The following is a 23,707-nucleotide window of genomic DNA, read 5'->3' on the forward strand; positions in this document are numbered from 1 at the left end:
GCGCCTAACGGCCGTTGGTGGCGCGCAGCAGCAGACGCGCGCCGGGGCAGGTCGGCGGTGACGACGTCACGGGCAGCCCTGGTCAACCGGCGTGAGACGTAGGCGAGCGTGGCCACCGTGGCCGCCCGACTGCGGAGCGCCTAACGGCCGTTGGGGGCGCGCAGCAGCAGCGCGCCGGGGGCAGGTCAGCGCCGACCAACGTCCGGGGAAGTCAGCCCCGGTCAACCCGCGTAAGACACAGACGGGCATGACCGCTCGCCTGCAGAGCGCATAGGGGTCGTGTGCGGCGCGCAGCAGCTGCGCTCTGGAGGCAGGTCGGCAGCGACCACGTCGCGGGGAAGCCCTGGTCAACCGCCGTGAGACACAGACGCGCACGACTGCGGTGGCGGCCCGCTTGCGGAGCGCCTAACGGCCGTTGGTGGTGCGCAGCAGCAGATGCGCACCGGGTTCCCCCAATTTCGATTTTACCGTCCGTCACCTGCTAACCACAGGGTGTTGATGGGCCTGTGGACAACTCAGCGCGGGCGCGCCCGCACGTTGATCTCGGTGATGTGGGCGTCGGGCGTCGCCAGCACGGCCGACGCCACGGCGCGCCCCACCGAGGCCGGGTCGATGTACTTCGACGGGTCGTACTCGCCGCCCTCCTGGCGTCGCACGTCCTCCTGCATCGGCGTGGCGGTGCGGCCGGGGTAGACCGTGGTCACGCGCAACGTCGGCTCGTCGCCGCGCAGTGCGTCGGCGTAGGCCCGCAGCGCGAACTTCGACGCCGCGTACACGCCCCAGCCCGGGTTCGCGTTCAGGCCGGCGCCCGAGTTGATGAGCACCACGTGGCCCGACGCGGCGCGGAGTTGAGGCAGTACCAGGTTGGTCAGTTCGGCCACCGCGAAGACGTTCACGTCGAACGTGCGGCGCCAGTCGTCCTGGGAGGCCTCGGACAGCGGGCCCAGGAGGGCGATGCCGGCGCTGTGGACGATCACGTCGAGGCGCGCGACGGCACCCAGGTCGGCTGAGGCGACGTTCGTGAGGTCGAACGGCCACGGCTGTGCTCCGGGGAGTTCCGCTGCCAGCACGGACAGGGACGTTTCGTCGCGTCCACCTAGCAGAAGATCGTGAGTTGGGGCCAGACTGCGGGCGATGGCCGAGCCGATTCCGCTGGATGCCCCGGTGACGAGGGCGACCGGACGATCACTCATGGGGGCAACATAACGTGCCGAAGAAGCTCATCCTCCCGTATCTGTGCCTGCTCTACTTCATCAACTACCTCGACCGGGTCAACATCGGGTTCGCCGGGCCCAACGGCATGTCGGAGGAGCTGAAGCTCTCGGCGACGGTGTTCGGGTTCGCGTCGGGGGTGTTCTTCATCGGGTACCTGATCCTCGAGGTGCCCAGCAACCTGGCGTTGCACCGGTTCGGGGCGCGGCGGTGGATCGCCCGGATCATGATCAGCTGGGGGATCGTGGCCACGGCCATGGCGTTCGTGCCCAACGGGACCGTGCTGATCGTCCTGCGGTTCCTGCTCGGCGTGGCGGAGGCCGGGTTCTTCCCCGGGATCATCCTGTACCTGACGTACTGGTACCCGGAGAAGGAGCGGGCGCGGATCGTCGCGCTGTTCATGGTGGCGGTGCCGATCTCGACGGCACTCGGGGCCACGTTCAGCGGGTTGCTCATCCAGTGGACCGACTGGCGCACGATGTTCCTGATCGAGGGGCTGCCGGCGATCTCGTTGGCGTTCGTGACGTGGTTCTGGTTGCCGGACAAGCCGGAAGAAGCGATCGAGGAACCGCAGAAGGAGCACTGGCCGCTCAGGAAGGCCCTGACGCACCCGCGGGTTCTGGCGTTGAGCTTCGTGTACTTCGGGATCGTGTACGGGCTGTACACGCTGGGGTTCTTCCTGCCGACGATCATCAAGGGGCTCGCGCCGGGAGCGAACGTCGTCGAGCGCGGGCTGATCAACGCGATCCCGTACGCCCTCGGCGCGGTCGCCATGATCCTTTGGGCCAGGCACGGCGACCGCACCGGAGAACGGAAGTGGCACGTCGCCGCACCGATGTTGCTGGGTGGGGCGGCGATTCCGGTGGCGCTCCACCTCGACAACCCGATCGCCGCGATGGTCGCGGTGAGCGTGTGCGCGATCGGCGTCTGTGCCGCCCTGCCCACGTTCTGGGCGCTTCCCACCAGCTTCCTGGGCGGCACCGCTGCGGCGGGCGGGATCGCGTTGATCAACTCACTGGGCAACGTGAGCGGGTTCGTCGCTCCTTACGTGACCGGATGGCTGCGCGACCTGACCGGGACCCAGAAGACCGGCCTCTGGGTCGTCGGCATCACGATGGTCAGCGCGGCGGTGGTCGCCCTGGTTCAGAGGGCGGGGACGGAGAAGGTGTAGAGCGCCTCGTAGTGCACGGACGTCTGGGCGCCTTCGGTGCAACCGCCTGCCGGTGCGAGGCCGCCCTTGGTGGCGAGGCGCTGCACGTAGCTGACGCCGGCGAACGTGCCGGCGCCCCTGGTCGACTTGGCCTTCAGCAGGAGCTCCGGAACCGCTCCTGGCACCTCGTTGCGGGCGCCGTCGACCGGGGCGGCCTCGACCGCGCTGCCGTCGACGGTGGACACCCAGATCGGGCCGCGCGTGTGCAGGGCGACCGCACGGCCGAGGCGGTCCGCCAGGGTGGCGGCGGGTTCCAGGCCCTTCCAGGCGCCTGTTGTGCAGGTGTAGGTCTGCACACCCTTGGCGTAGAACTTGGCGACGAGCTTGTTGCCGGGTGGCACCTGGACCGCGGGTGCGACGCGCGCCTCCGAGGTGTCCATGGCCGCGGGCGTCGGCGCGGCGGTGGAGCCGACGCCTCCCACGGCGATCCCGAGCAGAGTTGCAGAGATCAAAACGAAACCAGCGTGCTTCATCACTCACTCCTAGTGGACAGACAGTGCGACGTGTCTCTCGTTCGAGCGGTGCAGCCACCAGGGCCTACGGCCTGGTGACCGCACCGGTTCAAACGACTCCACCAAGTGAGACGGTGAGTGCGGTGCGTGAGGAAGCCGAAGCTCACTCCAAAGTAGACAGCCAATGTGGACGTTCCCGTCGGCTGGCTGAGTGAGCCGAGCGACCGGATCAGTCGCAGATCTTGCGACGGTCCTTGCGCCACACCACCGCGACGGACGGACGCGGCTGCGAGGTGCCACCGTCCGGCCAGTGCGAGAGCGGGTTGTTCGCCGAAGCGCCGTCGATCTCACCGGGGTGCTGCACGGACACCAGCACGAAGTCCTCGGTGACGACCGGGCCACAGGTCTCCGCCCCGATGGGCACGGTGAGGAACTGCTTCACCTGGCCGCGGCGCTTGCCGGCGACGGGCACCGCGAACAGACCGTCGTTGGATCCCAGGGCGTTGCCGTCCGTGGAGATCCACAGGTTGCCGTGCGAGTCGAACGCGACGTTGTCCGGGCACGAGATCGGGCTGACCTGCGACTTGTCGAAGCCGCCGAAGTACGTGCCGGGGTCCTTCGGGTCACCGCAGAGCAGCAGCAGCTTCCACGAGAACGTGGTCGCCGTGTTGTCGCTGCGGCGCTCCTCGATCTCGAGGATGTGGCCGTGCTTGTTGTTGACGCGCGGCGCGACCTCGGTGGGGCCTTCCTTGCCCGCCTTGCCGCGGTCGGTGTTGTTCGTCAGCGCGGCGTAGATCCGGCGGTTGTGCAGCGAGGGCTCGACGTCCTCCGGGCGGTCCATCTTCGTGGCGCCCATCTTGTCCGCGGCCAGCCGCGTGAAAACGTAGACCTCTTCGGCGGTGAAGCCCGGCACGAACGACTTGTCGTTGTGCGCCAGCGCGATCCACTCGCCGCTGCCGTCGAACTCGCCGTCCTTGGGCAGCGTGCCGTCACCGGTGATCTCGGCGGCAGGGCTGTCGCCGGTGAACTTGGCGACGTAGAGCGTGCCCTTGTCCAGCAAGCGCTTGTTGTGCTCGCGGGCGCGCTTCGAGTTGCCCTTCATGTAGCGCTCGTCCGTGACGAACTTGTACATGTAGTCGAAGCGCTCGTCGTCACCCATGTACGCGACGACACGGCCGTCCTTGGCGACGATGACGTTCGCGCCCTCGTGCTTGAAGCGGCCGAGCGCGGTGTGCTTGACCGGCGTCGACTTCGGGTCGAGCGGGTCGATCTCCACGATCCAGCCGAACCTGTTGGCTTCGTTCGGTTCCTGGGACAGGTCGAAACGCTTGTCGAACTTCTCCCACTTGCGCGTCGACGCGCCGCCGCTCATGCCGTAGCGGGCGAGCTTGGCCTTCGTGTCCGGGTCGGTCACCTGGCTCGCGTTGGCGAAGTACTGGTTGAAGTTCTCCTCGCCGGACAGGATCGTGCCCCACGGCGTGACGCCACCGGAGCAGTTGTTCTGCGTGCCCAGCACCGTCTTGCCGGTCGGGTCGGCGGAGGTCTTGAGGTACTTCGAACCGGCGGCGGGGCCACGCACCTCGAACGGCGTGGTCAGCGTGATCCGGCGGTTGTACTTCTCCATGTCGTCCGGGCAGACGAAGAGCTTGCCGGTGCGGGGGTCGCGGTCGACCATCACGACCGACAGGCCGTGCGCTTCCCACGCGATCTTGGCGTGCTTCTCGGTGATCTTGTCCGGCGCCCAGTCCTTGAACATGAACGACTCGCTCGTGTACTCGTGGTTGCTCACCATGAGCCAGCTGTCGTGGTAACCGGGCACCGGGACGAGGCCGCAGAAGTCGTTGTTGAAGCCGAACTGCTTGGCCTGCGCCTCTGGCGTCTGGTTGTCGAAGTCGAACTTCGGCGCGTCCGGCAGCACCGGGTCGCCCCAGCGGATCACGACGTCCTGCTGGAAACCCTTCGGCACCGCGATCTGGTCGAGGGTGTTGGGCGCCACCGGCTCGAAGTTGAGTCCGTCGTTGTTGTTGCCGCGGCCCAGGTTCAGGTCGAGGTCGACGTCCACGTTCACCGGAGCGGCAGCGGCCGTACCGGACAGGGCGAGCGCACCGGCGCCCGCGACCGCGACGACCGCGCCCGCCTTCAGCATGCCGCGGCGGCTCACGACCTCCTTGACGACGTCGCCGAAGTACGCGTTCCGCGACGAGTTGGGCGCCTCGTGCGCACACGCGTTGCCGCAGCGGAACTCGCAGGTGACGGCCTGACGCCCGAGCGGGTGGTTCGTCGGGAGCAGGGGCAGCATGCGGCGGCCCCGGTCAGTGGATGAGGACACGCAGGCCTCCGAGATCGGTCAGTGTGGGAACTGGCCGAACCTAAGAGCCCAACGAGATCGCCTGCCGTCCAGCAGATGAACGGCAGGCGAACTCGTACTACGCCCTAACGATCACGGCACGCAGCGTGATCAACCGATTTCACCCAGCTGACGGCGGCCCTTGCGCCACACCGCGACGACCGACGGACGCGGCCGCGAGGTGCCCCGATCCGGCCAGTTGGAAGCGGGCTTGTCGGCACTCGCGCCGTCCACCTCACCGGGGTGCTGGACGCACACGGTGATCACCCGCTCGCCGATCACCGGGCCGCAGGTCTCGCCGCCGCGCGGCACCGTGAGGAACAGCTTGAGGTGCCCGCGTTCCGGCCCTTCCAGCGGCACGCCGTAGAGGCCGTCGTTCAGCCCGTCCAGCTTGCCGTCGGCGTCGGTGGAGATCCACAGGTTCCCGTACCGGTCAAATGCCACGTTGTCCGGACTGGAGATCGGGCTGACCTGCGACTTGTCGTAGCCGCCGAAGTAGGTGTTCGGGTCGTCCGGGAAGCCGCAGACCAGGAACAGGTCCCAGCCGAACGTGAGCGCGAGCGCGTCGCCGCGGCGTTCGGTCAGCTCCAGCACCTGCCCGTGCCGGTTGTTGATGCGCGGGTTCGGCTCGGTCGGGCCTTCCTTGCCCGCGGTGACGCCGCGCTCGACGTTGTTGCTGAGCGCGCAGTAGACCGTGCCGGTGCGCGGGTGGCACTGGATGTCCTCGGGACGGTCCATCTTGGTCGCGCCGACCTTGTCCGCCGCGATGCGCGTGAAGACGTAGACCTCTTCTGCGGTCATGCCCGGCACGAACGACTTCATGCCGGCCGCCAGCGGGATCCACTCGCCGGTGCCGTCGAACTTCCCGTCGCTGGGCAGCTTTCCGGTGCCGTCGATCTCGCTCGCCGGGCTGTCGCCCTTGAAGCGCGCGACGTAGAGCGTGCCGTCGTCGAGCAACGTCATGTTGTGGCGGCGCGCGGCCTTGCTGTTGCCGTGCTTCATCTTGCCGTTCGAGATGAACTTGTAGATGTACTCGAACCGCTCGTCGTCACCGGAGTACGCGACGACGCGGCCGTCGTCGGCGACGCGGATGTTCGCGGTCTCGTGCTTGAACCGGCCGAGGTGCGTGTGCTTGATCGGCGTCGAGTCCGGGTCGTTGGGATCCAGCTCGATGATCCAGCCGAACCTGTTGACCTCGTTGGGTTCCTGCGCGAGGTCCCAGCGCTTGTCGAAGCGCTCCCACTTGCGCGTGGTCGCGGTGCCGGTGACGCCGTAGCGGGTGAGCCTCGGGTCGTTGCGGCCGGCGGCGTTGGCGAAGTACTGGTTGAAGTTCTCCTCGCCGGACAGGATCGTGCCCCACGGCGTGACGCCGCCGGAGCAGTTGTTGATCGTGCCGAAGACCTTCTTGCCGGTCGGGTCGACGGAGGTCTTCAACAGGTCGCTGCCCGCGGCCGGCCCGCGCACCTCGAACGGCGTGTTCAGCGTGATGCGGCGGTTGTACTTGCTGAACCTCGGCCGGTAGTGGCCGGAGAACAGCGAGCGCTTGATCATGAACACCGAGAGGCCGTGCGCGGCCCAGGCGATCTTCACCTGTTCCTCGGTGGGGTTCGCGGCGCTGTAGCCGCTGAACATGAACGGCTCGCTGGTGTACTCGTGGTTGGTGACCATGATCCCGGTCAGTTCCAACGGGTCCAGCGGCAGGATGGCGGCGAAGTCGCAGTTGAAGCCGAACTGCTTCTCCTGCTTCGCGGCGGTCTGGTTGTCGAAGTCGAACTCCGGGACACCGGGGAAGAGCGGGTCGCCCCAGCGGATCACGATTCCCTGTTCGTACCCCTCGGGGATGACGACCTCGTCCTTGGTGTTCACCTCGACGGGCTTGAAGTCGAGTCCCTTCGGCGGGCGGTGGCCCTGGGCCTCTGGCTCAGCGGCAGCGGCGGTCGCGGGCAGTGCGACCGTCGCGGCGGCAGCGACCACGGCACCGGCCTTGAGCGCGGTGCGGCGGCTGACGAGATCACCGAAGTAGGGGTTCTCAGATGTGTTCGGGACGTCGTGGAAGCACGCGTCCCCGCAGCGATACTCGCATGTCACCGCTGCTCTGCCGACACGGTGGTTGACGAGTGGCAGAGGGATCATGTGGTGGCCTCCTACGGTCGGTTCGGGAACCGGAACCGACCGTAGTTCACCGTCCGTTAACCGACTAGCTGCTCGCTCGCGATCACGACTTCCGTAGGTACCTCGCGCGTATCAGTTCGGTTGAACGTCAGCAGCACCGCCGCGACGGCACAGAGGACGGCCGCGACGACGAACGGCTGGGCGAGGTGGCTCACGAACGTCGCCGCCAGCGCACCGCCGAGCCAGCGCAGGAAGTTGTACCCGGCGCTCGCGACCGGCCGCGGCGCGTCGCTGACGCTCATCGCGGTACCGGTGAACAGCGTGTTCAACAGGCCGGAGACCAGGCCGCTGACGATCACCGCTACCACCAGCAGCGGCTTGCTGGGCACCGCCATCAGCAGCATCAACACGGCGAACGCGAGCACGGACCCGATGATCGCGGCCTTCTCGCCGACGCGGTCCGCGAGCCGTGGCGCGAGGAAGACGCTGGAGACCGCGACGCACACGCCCCAGCCGAAGAAGATCAGGCCGATCTCGACGGCACCCCACCGCAGCACGAACGGCGACCAGGCGAGCACCGTGAAGAACGCGGCCGTGTACAGCGCGGCGCCGATCGAGGTGCGCAGCAGAACGGGGCGCCTGAGGGCCTTGAGCGGGTCGAGCACGCTGATCTTCGGACGTTCCTGGTGCGAGTCCTTGGCCAGGAACGTTGCACAAAGGATCAACGCCACGGCCATCAGGATCGCGGTGCCGAGGAACGGTCCGCGCCAGGAGATGCTGCCGAGCAGGGCGCCGAGCAGCGGCCCGACGCTCAGGCCGAGACCGAGCGCGGCCTCGTAGAGCAGAATCGCCGCCTTCTGCCCGCCGCTGGCCGCGCCGACGATGACGCTGAGCGCGGTCGCGATGAAGAACGCGTTGCCGAGCCCCCAGACGGCCCGCAGCCCCACGAGTTGGCCGATGCTCCCTGCCGCCGAGCACGCCAGCGTGGCGATGACGATCAGCGCGAGCCCGCCGACGAGCGTGCGCTTGGCCCCGAACCTCGCCGTCGCGGCGCCCGTGAAGAGCATCGCCACGACCTGAACACCGAGGTAGGAGGAGAAGAGGAGGGTGACCTGCGCGGGTGTTGCGTGCAGACCCTCCGCGATGGACAACAGGATCGGGTCCACGAGCCCGATCCCCATGAAGGCGATGACCGCGGCGAACGCTGTGATCCACACCTGCTTGGGCTGAGCCTTGAAATTCACTTCGCCATCCTAACCTTTTTTGGTTAGCATCGCGAAGTATCGTGCGCCACAGGGTACGGTGCTGCTCGTGGATGCGGTGATCTTCGACCTCGACGGCGTGCTGATCGACTCCGAGCAGGTGTGGGACGAGGTGCGCCAGGACTTCGCCTTGTCGCACGGTGGCGTGTGGACTCCAGAGGCGACTCGCGCCATGCAGGGCATGTCGACGCCGGAGTGGGGCGCCTACCTGGTGTCGGCCGTGGGCGTTCAGCTGTCCGCCGAGGAGGCTTCCGCCGGTGTGATCGCGGAGATGGAGAAGGCGTACGCAGCCCACCTGCCGGTGATTCCGGGCGCGGTGGAGACGGTTCGCGCGGTGGCCGAGCGGTTCCCGGTCGCGATCGCGTCTTCCGCGCCGGCCGTGCTGATCAAGGTGTTCCTGGACGTGACCGGGCTGCCGGTGCCCGTCGCCGTGTCGTCGGAGGAGTGCGCCGCGGGCAAGCCGTCGCCGGACGTCTACCTGCTGGCAGCGTCACGGCTCGGGGTCGAGGCCGCTTCTTGTTGTGCCGTGGAGGATTCGACGAACGGGCTGCGCGCCGCGCTGGCCGCGGGGATGACCGTCCTCGCCGTGCCGAACCCGCACTTCCCGCCCGCGGAGGACGTGCTCGCTCAGGTGCGCGTGCTGTCCTCGATCACTGACCTGCCGGACGCGCTGACGTAACTGGTCGCCGCCATTCCGAGCGCGATGCAGGTGCAGGCGATGACGCCCTTCGGCCAGTAGATGTGGCTGTCGAGGAACAGGAAGCTGCCCACGAGAAGGAAGGCGGCACCGGGGATCGCCTTGAGCTTGTACTTGAGCAACGCGCACACCGCGATCGCAATGCTGACCGCGAAAAAGCACCACGCGCCAACGGTTCCGAGCTGGTTGCCGATCCTGAAGAGCGGCGCGTCGGCGTCGCTGCGGCCGCCGTTGGCCAGGGTCATCGCCCCGCCGCCGATACCGGCCAACGCGTCGAGTGCGCCGTAGAAGACGACGTAGCCGAACGAGACGATCCTGGCGGGGTAGCGCACGTACTTCGGGCTGTCTTCGAGCAGGACCCATTGCGCGGCACCGAGAAGCGGGAAGATCACCGCCAGGATGATGTGCATGTTCTGCCACCACTGCGCGGTCGACGCGTCGAGGTGGTGCGGGTGAGTGAAGCCGATGCCGGCGAGGATCAGGCCGGGGAGGGCGACGAGCAGCGTGCGCACCGCCCGAACCTAGCGTTGATCACCATTATTCCGACTAGACTCGCCCACTTTCAGGCGATTCGGCCCAGCGTGTCGAACCTGTGTTCGATAGGATGTCACCGTGGTGAACCGGCGTGAACAGGCGGCGTTGCTGCTCGCACTGCGCGACAGCGAGCGCGGCTGGGCCGACGTCACCAGCGCCGTCGAGGAGGCCGGTTCCGCCCTCTCGGTGCTGGAATCACTGCTCACTCCCGACCAGCCCACCCTGGACCACGTCGCTCCGGACGTCGCGAGCAGGCTCGAACTGGCCGAGAAGGAGATCGAGTCCTGGGCCGCCGAGGGAATCCACCTCGTCACCGTGCTCGACGAGCAGTACCCGGTCCAGCTCCTCATGGTTCACCAGCGCCCGCCTTTCCTGACCTGCAGGGGTTTTCTCGACCCCGCGGACCAGTTCGGCGTCGCCGTCGTCGGCAGCAGGAACGCGAGTGCGCGTGGGCTGCACATCACGCGTGAGATCGCCACAACACTGACCAAGCACGACATCACGGTCTTCAGCGGCCTCGCCGCGGGCATCGACACCGCGGCGCATCGAGCCGTTGTGGACGCCGGCGGGCGAACGGTGTCCGTGATCGGCACGGGCCTGCGCCGCTGCTACCCGGCGGAGAACGCGGATCTGCAGCACGAGATCGCCAGGACGGGAGCGGTGCTCTCGCAGTTCTGGCCGGACGCCGGTCCCGCGAAGCACCACTTCCCGATGCGCAACGCCGTGATGAGCGGCTGCAGCATCGCGACCGTCGTCGTGGAAGCGGGTGAGCACAGCGGCACCCGGATCCAGGCGCGGCTTGCCCTGGAACAGGGCAGGCACGTCTTCCTGCTGCCCGAGGTCGCCTCCGGCACGACGTGGGGCCGGGAGATGGCACAGCGACCGAACACGACCGTGTTGGAAGGCCCGGACCACCTGCTGCACGTGCTGGACGAGCTGCGTGCCGGAGTCCCGGACCTGATCGACCTGTGACGTGAGTCCGCTCAGCCGCATCCTCGAGCGGTACCTGAACATCCTCGTTCCGCCGCCGGCCCGCGGGCCGAGCGTGTGCACCACGTGCTGGCGACCCACTGACGGATACCTGCGTTGCTCGCAGTGCAACATCCACTTCCGCGAGTTCGGCGCGGAGTTGGCCGACCTCGTCGTGATCATCTCGATGGCGGGCAAAGGTGGGCAGCTCGCCCACGTGCTGGCGAAGTACAAGTACGGCGAGCGCCCGGAGATGCGCAAGCAGTTCACCGACGAGTTGGCATACGTGCTCGCAACCTTTCTGGCGAAGCACCGTCAGTGCCTAGGCGAGTTCGACCTCGTGACGGTCGTGCCGAGCACACGTCAACGCGCGAGCACCCTCCCGTTGATCGACATCCTCAGCCGACGCCTCAACATCACCCGATCTCGCTTTGCCGAGGCGCTCACCACGTCGAGCACGAACACCCGCCGGCTGCGGCCCGACGAGTACACCGTCCAGGCGGACGTCGCGGGCAAGCGCGTGCTGCTCATCGACGACCAGTGGACATCGGGCGCGAGTCTGCAGTCATCGGCAATCGCTCTCCGCCGGGCCGGAGCGGCGCAAGTCGCAGGACTGGTCATCGGGCGGCGGGTCGACACGGAGCCTTCCGGCACGTACGACTGGGACGTCTGCACTCTCTGCCAGCAGGTCTGATGCTGAGCACCAGAACCGGGGGCAGGTGACTCCCGCTGCGCCCGATCTGTCCATAGCCTCGCGCGTATGACGCAACGAGTTGCTGTGGTCACCGGCACGGCGCAGGGCATGGGCCTGCGGATCGCGGACGTGCTGCGCGAGGACGGGTTCGCCGTCGTCGGCTTCGACCTGCAGGAGAGCAAGGACGGGATCGTCGGCAACGTCGCCAGCGCCGCGGACGTCCAGCGCCTGACCGACCACGTCGCGGACACCTACGGACGGGTCGACGTGTTGGTCAACAACGCGGGGATCGCCGGCATCGTGCCGTTCGAGGACACCACTCTCGAGCAGTGGGAGCGGGTCATGGCGGTCAACCTGACCGGGCCGTTCCTGCTGACCCAGGCGCTGGGCAGGATCATGCTTCAGCAGGGCAGCGGCAGCGTCGTCAACATCGCGTCCGTCGCCGGGCTGCAGGGTGTGGCCGACCGGGCGGCGTACAACACGACCAAGCACGGGCTGATCGGGCTCACCCGGACGCTCGCGGTCGAGTGGGGTGGCCGGGGAATCCGGGTCAACGCGGTGTGTCCCGGCTGGGTCAAGACCGAGATGGACGTCGAGTCGCAGGCCGGCGGGTACTACGTCGACGAGGACATCACGGACCACGTGCCGGCGGCGAGGTTCGCCGTGCCCGACGACATCGCGCAGGCCGTGCGGTTCCTGGCCGGTGACAACGCCCGGTACATCAACGGGGTGGCGCTGCCCGTCGACGGCGGGTGGACCGCGGACGGCAGCTGGCAGAAGCTGCGGCTCTCGAAGCGCTGAGGAAGTGGGGGCCGTGTCGCCACGGCCCCCACGACGTCACACCTCGCCGCGGATGAACTTCTCGACGGCCTCGTGGGCCTCGGAGTCCGAGTACTGCACGGGCGGGGACTTCATGAAGTAGGACGACGCCGACAGGATCGGGCCGCCGATGCCCCGGTCGAGGGCGATCTTCGCCGCGCGGACCGCGTCGATGATGATGCCCGCGGAGTTCGGGGAGTCCCAGACCTCCAGCTTGTACTCGAGGTTCAGCGGCACGTCGCCGAACGCGCGGCCCTCGAGACGCACGTAGGCCCACTTGCGGTCGTCGAGCCACGCCACGTAGTCCGACGGGCCGATGTGGACGTTGCGCTTGCCCATCTCGCGGTCCACCTGGGACGTGACGGCCTGCGTCTTGGAGACCTTCTTGGACTCCAGGCGCTCCAGCTCCTTCATGTTCAGGAAGTCCATGTTGCCGCCCACGTTCAGCTGCATGGTGCGGTCGAGCTGGACGCCCCGGTCCTCGAACAGCTTCGCCAGCACGCGGTGCGTGATGGTGGCGCCGACCTGGGACTTGATGTCGTCACCGACGATCGGGACGCCGGCCGCGCGGAACTTCTCCGCCCACTCCGGGTCCGACGCGATGAAGACCGGCAGGGCGTTGACGAACGCCACACCGGCGTCGATGGCGCACTGGGCGTAGAAGCGGTCGGCCTCTTCCGAACCCACCGGCAGGTACGACACCAGCACGTCGACCTCGGCCTCGCGCAGCGCCGCGACGACGTCGACCGGCTCGAAGTCGGACTCCTCGATCGTCTCGCGGTAGAAGCGGCCGAGACCGTCGTAGGTGTGCCCGCGCTGCACGACGACGCCCAGCGGCGGCACGTCCGCGATCTTGATGGTGTTGTTCTCGCTGGCCCCGATGGCCTCTGCGAGGTCGACACCGACCTTCTTCGCATCCACGTCGAACGCTGCGACGAACTCGACATCGCGCACGTGGTAGTCACCGAACTGCACGTGCATGAGGCCGGGCACGCGGGTGCTCGGGTCGGCGTCCCGGTAGTAGTGGACGCCCTGCACCAGCGACGCCGCGCAGTTGCCAACCCCGACGATGGCCACTCGAACGGTGCGGCGGTTTTCGCCCATTGCCGAGTCCTCCTTGATCAACGATGAGTACTACTCGTCCTGCTCGGACTTTTCGTGCGCGATGAGCTCGTTGAGCCACCGCACCTCGCGCTCCGTGCTCTCCAGGCCTTGGCTGTGCAGCTCACGGGTGTAGCGGTCGATCTGCTGTCCCGTGCGGGTGAGCCGCTCGCGGAGCCCCTCCCTGCGTTCTTCGACACACCGCCGGCGGCCTTCCAGGATGCGCATCCTGACGTCGGCCGGCGTGCGTGAGAAGAACGCCAGGTGGACACCGAACGAGTCGTCGTCCCAGGTCTGCGGCCCCGCGTTGGCCAGGAGATCGGCGAACCGCTCCTTGCCCTCCGGAGTCAGCTTGTAGACCTTGCGAGCCCGACGTCCCCAAGAAAGAGCCGATTCCTCCGGCCCCTCCTCCACGATCAGGCCCGCACGTTGGAGTCGCCGCAATGTTGGGTACAGCGATCCGTAGGAGAACGCGCGAAACGCTCCGAGCAGGTCATGCAAGCGCTTGCGCAGCTCGTAGCCGTGCATGGGCGCCTCGTGCAGCAGGCCGAGCAGCGCGAACTCGAACACGAGTCACCTCCCCGCACCTGCACCGATAGGTGAGGTGATTATATCGCCGCGATACATCGTTCGCCCCTCTTCACTGTGGGATGTGGCACACCGTCATATCGCGTCGTCCTGCGCTGCCCTGAACGGCCCATCATCGCCAAAGCGGTCGGCACGTACTCTGGTCACGTGTTGACCCAACGGCAGGTGGTGGACTACTCGCTGCAGCGGCGTGCGCTGCTGGCGGAGGTCTATGCCGGCCGGACGGGCACCATGGAGGTCTGCGACGCGTCCCCGTACCTGCTGCGAGCTGCGAAGTTCCACGGTACGCAGACGGAAGTGCCTTGCCCTGTGTGCCGCAAGGAACCCCTCACCAACGTGTCTTGGGTCTACGGTGACGAGCTCAAGCACGCGACCGGCTCGGCCCGCGTACCTGAAGAACTCGTGAAGATGGCAACCCTCTTCGACGAGTTCACCGTGTACGTGGTTGAAGTCTGTCGCACATGCAGTTGGAACCACCTGGTGCAGTCATACGTCCTGGGGAAGCGTGGGCTGGAAAAGCCACGCAGGAGGACTGCGGCGGAATGACGCACAGGTGACACTGCTCCGAACGAAGTACGACCACCGAACCGTGTGCTGATGCACACCGGTCTGGGAGGCCTTTTCACGTGAACGACCAGCATGATGACCGGCAGCGCGGAGGCGAGCCGCAGTGGCCGACCGGGGACGACCCGGACGGCGGCGGCACGAGACGTGATGTCCCGAATCAGCCGCGACCGGGCACTCCACCCGGCGGTTTCGCGCGCCCTCCTCAGGGTGGCACGCCACCCGGTGGTTTCCCACAGCAGCAGCCACCACGCCGCCCGAACGGACCAGGCGGTCCGCAGGGTGCGCCAGGCGGCCCGCAGGGTGGCCCTGGGCGCCCGGTAGGCCCCGGCGGCCCTCAGGGCGGTCCCGGCGGTGGGCCCGGCGGCCCTGGCAGCCGTCCCCCGACGCCTCCCGGTGGCATGCCGATGGCCCCGCCTCCCGGTGGGCGTCGCCCCGGCGGTCCGAACGGCCCCGGTGGTCCCGCGGGCGGTCCGGGTGGCCCCGGCCGTCCCGGCATGCCCCCGCCCAACCCCGGCGGGGACCGGACCACGCAGCTGCCGCCGGTCAACCGGCCGACGCAGCGCGAACCCGACCTGCTGACGCACCGCGAGCCGGACGACGAGTTCCTGATGGCCGGCGTCGATGACGACGACGAGTACTACGACGACGAGCCGGAGCTCACCGAAGAGGAGGAGCGCCGCCTGCGCAAGAAGAAGATCTGGAAGCGCGTCCGGATCGGTGCCTTCGTCGCGCTCGGGCTGATGATCCTCGGCCCGGTGATCGCCGTCGCGGTCGCGTATCCGCTGGTCGAGTGGCCGAAGCCGAACGAGATCGCGGAGCTGCAGGACAAGACGATCACCCTGTACTACTCGGACGGGTCCGAGATGGGCAAGATCACCTCACCTGGTGAGAACCGCACGATGCTGACGTACGAGGAGATCCCCGACACCGTCAAGAACGCGGTGCTCGCGGCCGAGGACGCGAACTTCTACGAGAACCCCGGCTTCGACGCCAAGGCCATCGTGCGCGCCGTCTGGATCCAGGCGACCGGTGGTTCGTCCGGTGGTTCGGGTCTGACCCAGCAGTACATCAAGAAGGCGACCAACAACGAGGCGCCGACGCTGACCCGCAAGTTCACGGAGGTCGTCAAGGCCTTCAAGATGAGCAACGAGTCGGACCACAACACGATCCTCACCGCGTACCTCAACACGGTGTACTTCGGTCGTGGCGCGAACGGCTTCAAGGCCGCCTCGCAGGTCTACTACAAGAAGGACATGAAGGAGCTCACTCCTTCCGAGGCCGCGCTGATCGCCGGCATGATCCAGACTCCGTCCTGGTCCGAGGACAAGGAGTACGCCCAGAAGCGCTGGGAATTCGTGATGGGGCAGATGCTCCAGAAGAAGTGGATCAGCCAGCAGGACTACGACGCCCGTAAGTTCCCGGACCCGCTGCCGTTCGAGGAGACCCAGCCCGCCGGTCTCGAAGGACCGCTCGCCCGCGTGAGCCAGCAGGTCCAGAACGAGATCGACAGCGACAAGGTCGGCATCACGATGGAGAAGGCGCAGAAGGTCGGCGTCAGCATCCACACGACCATCGACCCGAAGATGCAGCAGTCGGCGGTCGACGCGGTGAACTCCGTCATGGAGGGCCAGGACCCGGAGCTGCGCACGTCGCTCAGTGCGATCGACCCGCAGTCCGGTGCGGTCCGCGCCTACTACCCGGGCAAGGACGGCCTGAAGGGCATCGACTACGCCAAGGGCACGATCCAGGAGGCCGGCTCGTCGTTCAAGCCGTTCGACCTGGTCGCCGCCCTGAAGATGGGCAAGGGCATCGGCGACACCTACGACGCGACACCGCGCAAGATCGCCGGCGTGGAGATCCGCAACGCGGGCAACACCACCTGTGGCAAGCAGTGCACGATCAAGCAGGCCATGAAGGAGTCGCTCAACACCGTCTTCTACGACATGGTGGCGGGCAACGAAGGCACCGGCACCCAGGCCGTCGCGGACGCGGCGCACGCGGCCGGCATCCCGAAGACCGTCACGGTCAACGGCAAGACCCAGGAGACGCTGGTCGGTGAAGGCGGCGGTCGCCCCAACGCCGGTATCGCCATCGGTGCGGACAACGCCCAGGTGCGACCGTTCGACATGGCGTCGGCGTTCGCGACGTTCGCCGGACGCGGCATGTACCACGAGCCGTTCTTCGTCACCAAGGTCCTGGGACCCAATGGCGACATCCTGTACCAACACGCGGACAACGCGACGCCCGCGTTCGACCCGGTGGAGGAGAAGAGCCGCGACATCGCGGACAACGTCACCGAGACGCTCAAGGACATCCCCTTCGCCTCGAGGATCGCCCTCGCGAACAACCGCGAGTCCGCCGGCAAGACCGGTACCCACGAGCTCGCCGGTAGCACGTCCCAGAACTCGAAGGCCTGGATGGTCGGCTTCACGCCGCAGCTCTCGGCCGCGGTCTGGGTCGGCAAGGACGCGGGTAACGTGGCGATCAAGGACAAGAGCGGCAACCCCATCTTCGGCAGCACCGTGCCCGGCCAGATCTGGAAGCGGTTCATGGACGCGGCACTCCAGGGCGCTCAGGCGGAGAGGTTCGCCAAGCCCAAGCCGCTCAACAACTTCAACCCGCCGAAGCCGTCCAACACGCCGTCCAACACGCCGTCGAACACTCCGTCCAACACCCCGCCGACGATCCCTTCGTCGACGGACCCCAAGCCGACGAAGCCCTCGGGTGAGCCGTGCCAGGGCCTGCTGTGCCCGACGCCTCCGACGAACCCGAGCACGTCGGGCAAGCCGAACCCCGGCAACCCCGGTAGCGGTCAAGATCCAGGGGCGTAGCGAGAAGGACTGGTCGGACAAAACCTCACAAGATCATGAACCGAAAAGGCCCTGGTGCGCGCTCACCAGGGCCTTTTCGCGTTGGTATGGCATGTTGACCACGGCGAAACGGTCTTGGCCGTAACATCCGCGGCGTGCCCAGCAGCCCTGCCGAGCTTCCCGCAGAGGACACCGACTCGCTGAGCCACGAGGAGCGCGTCGCGCCCACGTGGACCGAGTCGCTCGCCCGCACCCTGAGCAGACCCTTCGGCGGTCCGCTCGGCGAGCACGCCCAGGTCGGCAGGAACTACTTCTGGACGGCGCTGCGGGTGGTGTTGCTGCTCGCCGTGCTGACCCTGCTCGGCGGGTGGGTGCAGAAGTCGCCGTGCGTCCAGCAGTACGTGGACGACAAGGGCGTCGTGCAGCTGGACTGGCGGGGCAGCAAGCAGTTCACGGCGCTCTGCTACTCCGACACCGTGCCGCTCTACACGGCGGAACGGCTCGACCAGCGCGGGTCGTTCCCGTACATCACCTCGTGGAAGGACGACGAGGGCAAGCCGACCGAGCACGTCCGGTACATGGAGTACCCCGTCGTCACCGGGGTGTTCCAGTGGCTCAACGCCCGCGTGGCTCAGGGGCTCGTGGCGCTCGTCCCCGGCCTGCCGATGACGGTGATCGTGTACTTCAACGTCACCGCGTTCTGGCTGGCCGTGGCGTGGCTTGTGACCGTGTTCTCCGTTGCGCGGATCGCGCGGCGGCGGATGTGGGACGCGGCGTTGGTCGCCGTGTCGCCGTTGGTCATCGTCCACGCGTTCACGAACTTCGACACGATCGCGACTGCGCTCGCCACGGCCGGTTTGCTGGCGTGGGCGCGGAAGAAGCCGGTGCTCGCCGGTGTGCTGATAGGTCTTGGTGGCGCGGCGAAGCTCTATCCGTTGTTCCTGCTCGGGCCGTTGCTGCTGCTGTGCTGGCGTTCTGACCGGTTGAAGGCGGGCCTCACCACCACCGTGTCGGCCATCGGAGCGTGGGCGCTCGTCAACGCGCCGATCGCGTTGAACCCGGCGTCGCACACGGGGTGGAAGGAGTTCTTCCGCCTCAACACGGAACGCAACGCGGACCCGGACACGATCTACAACGTGCTCGTGCAGTGGACGGGGTGGCAGGGCTTCGACCCCGGACTGACGCAGGGACAACCGCCGACGGTGCTCAACACCGTCAGCTCGGTGCTGTTCCTCGCGTGTTGCGCGGGCATCGCCTACGTCGCGCTGAGTGCGCCCACGCGGCCGCGGCTCGCGCAGCTCGGGTTCCTGGTCGTGGCGGCGTTCCTGCTGACGAACAAGGTGTGGAGCCCGCAGTACTCGCTGTGGCTGGTGCCGCTGGCGGTGCTCGCGCTGCCGCGCTGGAAGTTGCTGCTGGCGTGGATGACGCTCGACGCGCTCGTGTGGGTGCCGCGGATGTACTTCTACCTCGGCACGGACAACAAGGGTCTGCCGATCGACTGGTTCCTCGGCGCCGTGCTGCTGCGGGACGCGGCCGTCATCGTGCTGTGCGTGGTCATCCTGAAGGAGATCTACCACCCGGAGCGCGACAAGGTGCGGATGTCGGGCGACCACGACCCGTTGGCCGGCGTCCTGGAGGACGCACCGGACCGGCGGATCGTCACACCCGCACGAGGCGAGCCATCGCACCGAATGCGGCCGCGTTCGGATGCAGGTGATCACCGGAGTCGAACTCCGGACGCAGTCTGAGCGGGTCGGCGGGGTCGCGCACGGCCGCGTCGAAGTCGACGTGCTCGGGGAAGGTGGCGCGGATCCACGCGTTCACCTGCTGACGCTGCTGTTCCCTGTCCTCGGTCCAGTTCACCCAGCCGCGCCACGGCGTGAGGGTGCCGACGTTGAACTCCACGCCCTCGTTGCGGCACCGCCGCTGCACCGTGCGGATGCCGGCGATGACGTTCTCCGCGCTGACCCCGTTCTGGATGTCGTTGATGCCGCCGAGCATCACGACCTTGCGCACCTCGGAGCTGTAGAGGACGTCCCGGTACACGCGGGTGACCATCGGCGCGGCGCCGAGCACCACGCCGTTGCCGCCGATGCCCGCGTTCAGCACGGCGTAGTCGCTCTCGACCAGGGCAGGCCAGCTGCCCTCCACGTACCCCTCGGTGATCGAGTCGCCGAACATCACCGCGGCGCCCGGCGCGGTGAAGCCCGCGACCTCCACCGCCGAGACGAGACAGACGTACGCGCGCGCCGACGTGATGGTGTGCCATGCGCGCGCCTGGCACGGTGTGCCGCCCGGGGTGGAAGTGGTGATCTCCAGCGTCTTGGTGACCGGCAACCGCACGGCGTCGCTGTAGACCTCGTCCCGGGCCCTGATCGTGACACCGCGCGACCTGCCGAACGTCAGCTCGCGCGTCTCACCGTTCGCCTTGACGGTGACCTGCTCAACCCGGACGGGCCTGATGCCCATCAGGTTCGACAGGCGCACCCGCACCGACGTGCCGCCCGCGGCGAGGTCGACCGTCGTGCGCACGACCTGGTCCGGCACGCCGGCCGCGATCGTCGGCACGGCCTGCCACACGGGCAGCCAGCGGATCGCCTCCGACCGCACCGGCATGCCGGAGGCACCGCAGACCAGCAGCAACGCCAGCGCGATGATCACCCTCACAGGTGCAGTCTGCGGCTGATCAGCCCTTCGCTGCTACAGCCCCGCGGATGAATTTCAGCAGGTTTGTCGCAGGAACCCCGGCCGTTCACGGCCTGGAGGAATGCGTTCTCTGCGGATGTCTGGATCCGGTTCTCATCGGGGCGACATAGACCAAATGTAGTGTGATCGTTGTGAAGTTGGTGGTGCGGGTGAAGCTGCTGCCGTCTCCTGTGCAGGCGGCGGCGTTGCTGGCGACTTTGCCTGCAACGAGGCGGCCTGCTGGGTGTCGGCAGTGGCGTTCGAGCAGGGCGTATTCCGCGAGTATGCGTTGCGCAGGCACACCTATCGCGAGCTCAAGTCGCGGGGCCTGGGTGCGCAGGCCGCCCAGCACGTGATCAAGAAGACCGTCGACGCCTACGCCACTTTGCGCGCGAGCATCCGCAATGGCAACCTCGGTGGTGAGGGTTCGAAGCGCCGGGTGAAGGCCGAGTCGAAGCCGATCGCGTTCCGGGCTGCCGCAGCGCAGCCGTTCGACGACCGGTGCCTGTCCTGGCAGCACGACGCCCGCACGGTGTCGATCTGGACCACTTCGGGTCGTCTGAAAGGCATCACGTTCACTGGACATCCGGACCAACTGGCCACCCTCGCGAAGTACCGGCAGGGCGAGTCGGATCTCGTCTGCGAGGCCGGCGAATGGTTTCTGCTGGCCACCTGCGAGATCCCTGAGAAGCCCCAGTTCGAGCCGGTGGACTGGATCGGCGTGGACCGGGGCATCGTGAACCTGGCCACCACCTCGGACGGCAACAACTTCCAGGGCCGGCGCCTGTCCCGTTACCGGCGTTGGCACGCGCGGAAGAGGCAGGAGCTGCAGGCCAAGCGTACGAAGTCCGCGACACGTCGCCTGAAGCGGCGGGCAAAGAAGGAAGCCCGGCATGCGACTCACGTGAATCACAAGGTCAGCAAGAGGATTGTGGCTGTTGCCGAACGCACCGGCCGCGGTGTCGCCCTGGAAGACTTGCAGGGCATCCGCGACCGGGTCACGGTTTCCCGGCACCAGCGAGCCACTCTCTCCACCTGGCCTTTCCACCAACTCGGCCAGCACATCGCCTACAAAGCCCGCCGCACGGGCGTGCCGTTGCTGGAAGTCGACGCCCGCTACACGTCGCAGATGTGTCCGCGGTGCGGGCACACCGCACGAGTCAACCGTTCCGATCGGGACGAGTTCCGCTGTCGCCGGTGTGGTCTCGCTGGACCCGCCGATGTCGTCGCCGCCGTCAACGTGCGTGAACGAGCACGGCGAGCGTGGGTATTCGTCAACATGCCCGAGCTACGACTGGCCTAGTCAGACGCAGCTGATGCGGCCCGCACACCACATCCAGTGGCGGCGCGAGGAACGCAACTCGGCTTGAAGAACCGGGCATCACGCTCGGCCTTTCAGAGCCCCCTTCAGAGCCGAGAAGTTGACATCTTCGTGGTCGTCCTCGGTCACGTCCCTGGCCTTGAGGAACGCCACGAACAGCGCGACGAGCAACGCCGCCCGGCCCCACACGCCGATCATCACGGCCTGCGCGGAGAAGCTGTCGTAGATCCCGTACGGCTGACCGAACTCGATCGCCCAGAACCAGCGGAAGATGCCGATCCCCATCGCCAGGTCGACCACGAAGTAGGCGAACGCCCACATCAGCCGCACGCGCAGGAGCACCAGGAACGGCACCAGCCACAGCGTGTACTGCGGCGAGTGGACCTTGTGCAGCAGCATGAAGCCGCACAGCATCGCGCCGGACACCGCGATCCACGGGTAGCTGTCCTCGCGCGTGTACCGCCACCAGCCGTAGCCGGCCGCGATCGCGAACGAGACCAGGATCGTGACCGGCGAGATGACGCCGACCAGCGACTGCATCGCTTCGTCACCGAGGAACGGCCGCAGGCCCCAGTACCAGATCGAGTTCGTGGTGCTGTCGACCCGGCGCAGCTGCTGGAACTCGAACGACGCGAGCCAGCCCTTGTAGCCCGCGAACGCGAACGGCAGGTTGACCAGCACGACCGTGATGATCGAGGCCAGCCCGACCTTCACCGCGCCGGCGATGTCGACCTTCTTGCCCTTCGGCAGCTCCTGGCCGCGCCAGCCGCCGGTGGCGACGAAGAGCATCAGCGGCAGCACGAAGGCAGCCGGGTAGACCTTGAAGGCGAACCCGAGCCCGAGCAGCACGGACGCGACCGTGGCCCGTTCGACCAGTGGTCTGTTCCAGCGGTGCACCACGAAGACCGCGGCCACCGAGCACAGCACGACCGGCAGGTCCCAGTTGTGGAACGCGTACAGGATCAGCGGTGGCCCGATCGCCCACAGCAGGGCGCGCCAGCGGGCGAGCTTGCCCAGCATCCAGCCGGTGAGCAGGCCGAACGGCGCCATCAGCAGAGAGGAGTAGAGCAGGTACTCGGCGTCGTTGTGCGCGAAGATCGCGCCCGCCCAGATGAGCAGGCCGGAGAGCACCGGGTACTCGACGGAGCCGCCGACGAGGACGCCCTTGTCGTTGATGTCGCCGTCGACGTACGGGAAGACGTGCCGGTCGATGTCGCGCCCGATCCAGAGGTGCTGGATGTCGGAGTAGCAGACTTCTTCCTTGTTGCGCTCGTCGTAGTCGGGCTGCGTGCGGCCCCACTGGTCGAACGCGGGACCGGTGCAGCGGTCCTTGTTGATGAAGCCCAGCAGCAGCGTGAGCCCGCACAGCAGCACGAGCACGACGATGGCCGCACTGCCGAAGCGGTTCACGAAACGCCCGCCGTCGCCTCGCTCGGGCGTCACGCTCACCACCTCGTGCACGGTGTTCACCGGCCGGCGCGGTCGCGCAGGAAGGCGATGTCGTCGGCCTGGCCCTCGTCCGGTGTCTCCACCACGACGGGGCATCCGGCGCCGGCGGCCACGGCCACCAACTGGTCGGCGTCGATGGTGCCAGTCTTGATGTTGTCGTGCCGATCGCGCGCGGAGTTGAACTCGTCGCGCGAGCTGTTCAGGTGCACCAGGTCGATCCGGCCGGTGATCGCTTTCACCCGGTCAACGATGCCGACGAGGTCCTCACCGGCGGCGAACGCGTGGCAGGTGTCGAGGCAGAAGCCGGAGCCGAACTCGCCGACCGCGTCCCAGAGGCGCTTGAGGTTGTCGAACGAGCGCGCCATGGCGTTGTCGCCGCCCGCGGTGTTCTCGATCAGCACCGGGACCGCGAAGCCGCCCTCGGCGACCTGCCGTTCGAAGAACTTGCGCCAGTTCGCGAAGCCCTCGGAGGGATCCTCGCCCTTGGTGACGTGCCCGCCGTGCACGATCAGGCCCTTCGCGCCCACGGTCGCGGCGGCCTCCGCGTGCTGGATCACGTTCTTCCTGGACGGAATCCGGATCTTGTTGTTCAGCGACGCAATGTTGATCATGTACGGGGCGTGGATGAACACCTCGAGATCGGAGGCGAGCAGGGCCTCCGTCTGCGGGTGGGGTTTGGGCTTCTTCCACCCCTGGGGATCCGACAGGAAGAACTGGACGACCTCGGCCCCGCGTTCGGCCGCGGCGCCGACCGGGTCGTCGTCGCGAACATGGGCCCCGATGCGCATGACAAGGAGGGTAGTCGGCGTCCATAACGCCATCGCAGCCGCCGCCGATAGGAGTAATTGCAAAAACTGGGGATGGTCTGCGTCACGACC

At 67.6% G+C, this 23,707-nt stretch carries 20 protein-coding genes; 9 read left to right on the top strand and 11 right to left on the bottom strand.

Annotation, left to right across the window (positions count from 1 at the left end; translation table 11 throughout):
* Positions 1 to 515 precede the first annotated feature (515 nt).
* Positions 516 to 1,193 (bottom strand): SDR family oxidoreductase, encoded by a 678-nt coding sequence (locus B0F77_RS33035; RefSeq protein ID WP_086666947.1) that lies wholly within the window; start codon positions 1,191 to 1,193, stop codon positions 516 to 518.
* Between the two features lie 14 nt (positions 1,194 to 1,207).
* Here B0F77_RS33035 and B0F77_RS33040 point away from each other — a divergent pair, with 14 nt between their 5' ends.
* A complete protein-coding gene (locus B0F77_RS33040; RefSeq protein WP_086666948.1) occupies positions 1,208 to 2,383 on the top strand; it encodes an MFS transporter in 1,176 nt (391 codons plus the stop codon).
* Here the strand turns inward: B0F77_RS33040 and B0F77_RS33045 are convergent.
* The 4 genes from B0F77_RS33045 to B0F77_RS33060 all read right to left on the bottom strand — a co-directional run bounded on the left by B0F77_RS33045 (position 2,356) and on the right by B0F77_RS33060 (position 8,577).
* The gene (locus tag B0F77_RS33045) at positions 2,356 to 2,874 is read right to left on the bottom strand and encodes a DUF3455 domain-containing protein (RefSeq protein ID WP_245848951.1); all 519 of its coding nucleotides are present in this window, start codon (positions 2,872 to 2,874) and stop codon (positions 2,356 to 2,358) included. The genes B0F77_RS33040 and B0F77_RS33045 overlap by 28 nt on opposite strands.
* Before the next feature lie 229 nt (positions 2,875 to 3,103).
* Positions 3,104 to 5,173 carry a PhoX family protein gene (locus B0F77_RS33050; RefSeq protein WP_086666949.1) on the bottom strand — a complete coding sequence of 690 codons (2,070 nt, stop codon included), beginning with the start codon at positions 5,171 to 5,173 and terminating at the stop codon, positions 3,104 to 3,106.
* 159 nt (positions 5,174 to 5,332) lie between these two features.
* Positions 5,333 to 7,354: a PhoX family protein gene (locus B0F77_RS33055; protein WP_211294169.1), complete on the bottom strand. Its 2,022-nt coding sequence runs from the start codon at positions 7,352 to 7,354 to the stop codon at positions 5,333 to 5,335.
* A gap of 56 nt (positions 7,355 to 7,410) precedes the next feature.
* The gene (locus B0F77_RS33060; RefSeq protein ID WP_086666950.1) at positions 7,411 to 8,577 is read right to left on the bottom strand and encodes an MFS transporter; all 1,167 of its coding nucleotides are present in this window, start codon (positions 8,575 to 8,577) and stop codon (positions 7,411 to 7,413) included.
* Positions 8,578 to 8,644: 67 nt separating this feature from the next.
* Here B0F77_RS33060 and B0F77_RS33065 point away from each other — a divergent pair, with 67 nt between their 5' ends.
* The gene (locus B0F77_RS33065; RefSeq protein ID WP_086666973.1) at positions 8,645 to 9,274 is read left to right on the top strand and encodes an HAD family hydrolase; all 630 of its coding nucleotides are present in this window, start codon (positions 8,645 to 8,647) and stop codon (positions 9,272 to 9,274) included.
* Here the strand turns inward: B0F77_RS33065 and B0F77_RS33070 are convergent.
* Complete coding sequence (locus tag B0F77_RS33070; RefSeq protein WP_086666951.1) at positions 9,223 to 9,804, bottom strand: hypothetical protein; 582 nt, start codon at positions 9,802 to 9,804, stop codon at positions 9,223 to 9,225. The genes B0F77_RS33065 and B0F77_RS33070 overlap by 52 nt on opposite strands.
* Positions 9,805 to 9,904: 100 nt before the next feature.
* Between B0F77_RS33070 and B0F77_RS33075 the strand changes: the two genes are divergently transcribed.
* The 3 genes from B0F77_RS33075 to B0F77_RS33085 all read left to right on the top strand — a co-directional run bounded on the left by B0F77_RS33075 (position 9,905) and on the right by B0F77_RS33085 (position 12,290).
* A complete protein-coding gene (locus B0F77_RS33075; RefSeq protein ID WP_086666952.1) occupies positions 9,905 to 10,798 on the top strand; it encodes a DNA-processing protein DprA in 894 nt (297 codons plus the stop codon).
* 1 nt (position 10,799) lies between these two features.
* Positions 10,800 to 11,489 (top strand): ComF family protein, encoded by a 690-nt coding sequence (locus B0F77_RS33080; protein ID WP_086666953.1) that lies wholly within the window; start codon positions 10,800 to 10,802, stop codon positions 11,487 to 11,489.
* 66 nt (positions 11,490 to 11,555) lie between these two features.
* Positions 11,556 to 12,290 (top strand): SDR family NAD(P)-dependent oxidoreductase, encoded by a 735-nt coding sequence (locus tag B0F77_RS33085; protein WP_086666954.1) that lies wholly within the window; start codon positions 11,556 to 11,558, stop codon positions 12,288 to 12,290.
* 36 nt (positions 12,291 to 12,326) lie between these two features.
* Here the strand turns inward: B0F77_RS33085 and B0F77_RS33090 are convergent, their stop codons facing one another.
* Both B0F77_RS33090 and B0F77_RS33095 read right to left on the bottom strand, forming a co-directional pair.
* Complete coding sequence (locus B0F77_RS33090; RefSeq protein ID WP_086666955.1) at positions 12,327 to 13,412, bottom strand: inositol-3-phosphate synthase; 1,086 nt, start codon at positions 13,410 to 13,412, stop codon at positions 12,327 to 12,329.
* Between the two features lie 30 nt (positions 13,413 to 13,442).
* Positions 13,443 to 13,979 carry a PadR family transcriptional regulator gene (locus B0F77_RS33095; RefSeq protein WP_086666956.1) on the bottom strand — a complete coding sequence of 179 codons (537 nt, stop codon included), beginning with the start codon at positions 13,977 to 13,979 and terminating at the stop codon, positions 13,443 to 13,445.
* 165 nt (positions 13,980 to 14,144) lie between these two features.
* Between B0F77_RS33095 and B0F77_RS33100 the strand changes: the two genes are divergently transcribed.
* The 3 genes from B0F77_RS33100 to B0F77_RS33115 all read left to right on the top strand — a co-directional run bounded on the left by B0F77_RS33100 (position 14,145) and on the right by B0F77_RS33115 (position 19,122).
* Positions 14,145 to 14,543: a DUF5318 domain-containing protein gene (locus B0F77_RS33100; RefSeq protein ID WP_158102883.1), complete on the top strand. Its 399-nt coding sequence runs from the start codon at positions 14,145 to 14,147 to the stop codon at positions 14,541 to 14,543.
* 425 nt (positions 14,544 to 14,968) lie between these two features.
* Positions 14,969 to 17,395 carry a transglycosylase domain-containing protein gene (locus B0F77_RS33110; protein WP_211294170.1) on the top strand — a complete coding sequence of 809 codons (2,427 nt, stop codon included), beginning with the start codon at positions 14,969 to 14,971 and terminating at the stop codon, positions 17,393 to 17,395.
* 134 nt (positions 17,396 to 17,529) lie between these two features.
* Positions 17,530 to 19,122 carry a glycosyltransferase family 87 protein gene (locus B0F77_RS33115; protein WP_086666959.1) on the top strand — a complete coding sequence of 531 codons (1,593 nt, stop codon included), beginning with the start codon at positions 17,530 to 17,532 and terminating at the stop codon, positions 19,120 to 19,122.
* Here B0F77_RS33115 and B0F77_RS33120 read toward each other — a convergent pair.
* Positions 19,034 to 20,041, bottom strand: coding sequence for a GDSL-type esterase/lipase family protein (locus tag B0F77_RS33120; RefSeq protein WP_143467009.1), 1,008 nt, complete (start codon positions 20,039 to 20,041; stop codon positions 19,034 to 19,036). The two genes, B0F77_RS33115 and B0F77_RS33120, sit on opposite strands and share 89 nt — an antisense overlap.
* Before the next feature lie 271 nt (positions 20,042 to 20,312).
* Here B0F77_RS33120 and B0F77_RS33125 point away from each other — a divergent pair, with 271 nt between their 5' ends.
* Entirely contained in the window at positions 20,313 to 21,362 is a 1,050-nt protein-coding gene (locus tag B0F77_RS33125) for an RNA-guided endonuclease InsQ/TnpB family protein (RefSeq protein WP_211294171.1), read from the top strand.
* Positions 21,363 to 21,440: 78 nt separating this feature from the next.
* On the opposite strand, the gene B0F77_RS33130 is transcribed toward B0F77_RS33125, so the two are convergent.
* A complete protein-coding gene (locus B0F77_RS33130; RefSeq protein WP_245848953.1) occupies positions 21,441 to 22,823 on the bottom strand; it encodes a glycosyltransferase family 87 protein in 1,383 nt (460 codons plus the stop codon).
* A 23-nt stretch (positions 22,824 to 22,846) separates the two neighbouring features.
* The gene (locus tag B0F77_RS33135; protein WP_086666961.1) at positions 22,847 to 23,617 is read right to left on the bottom strand and encodes a deoxyribonuclease IV; all 771 of its coding nucleotides are present in this window, start codon (positions 23,615 to 23,617) and stop codon (positions 22,847 to 22,849) included.
* Positions 23,618 to 23,707 lie beyond the last annotated feature (90 nt).

The sequence above is a fragment of the Lentzea kentuckyensis genome (assembly GCF_002150765.1).
In the GTDB taxonomy this organism is placed as follows: Bacteria; Actinomycetota; Actinomycetes; order Mycobacteriales; family Pseudonocardiaceae; genus Lentzea; species Lentzea kentuckyensis.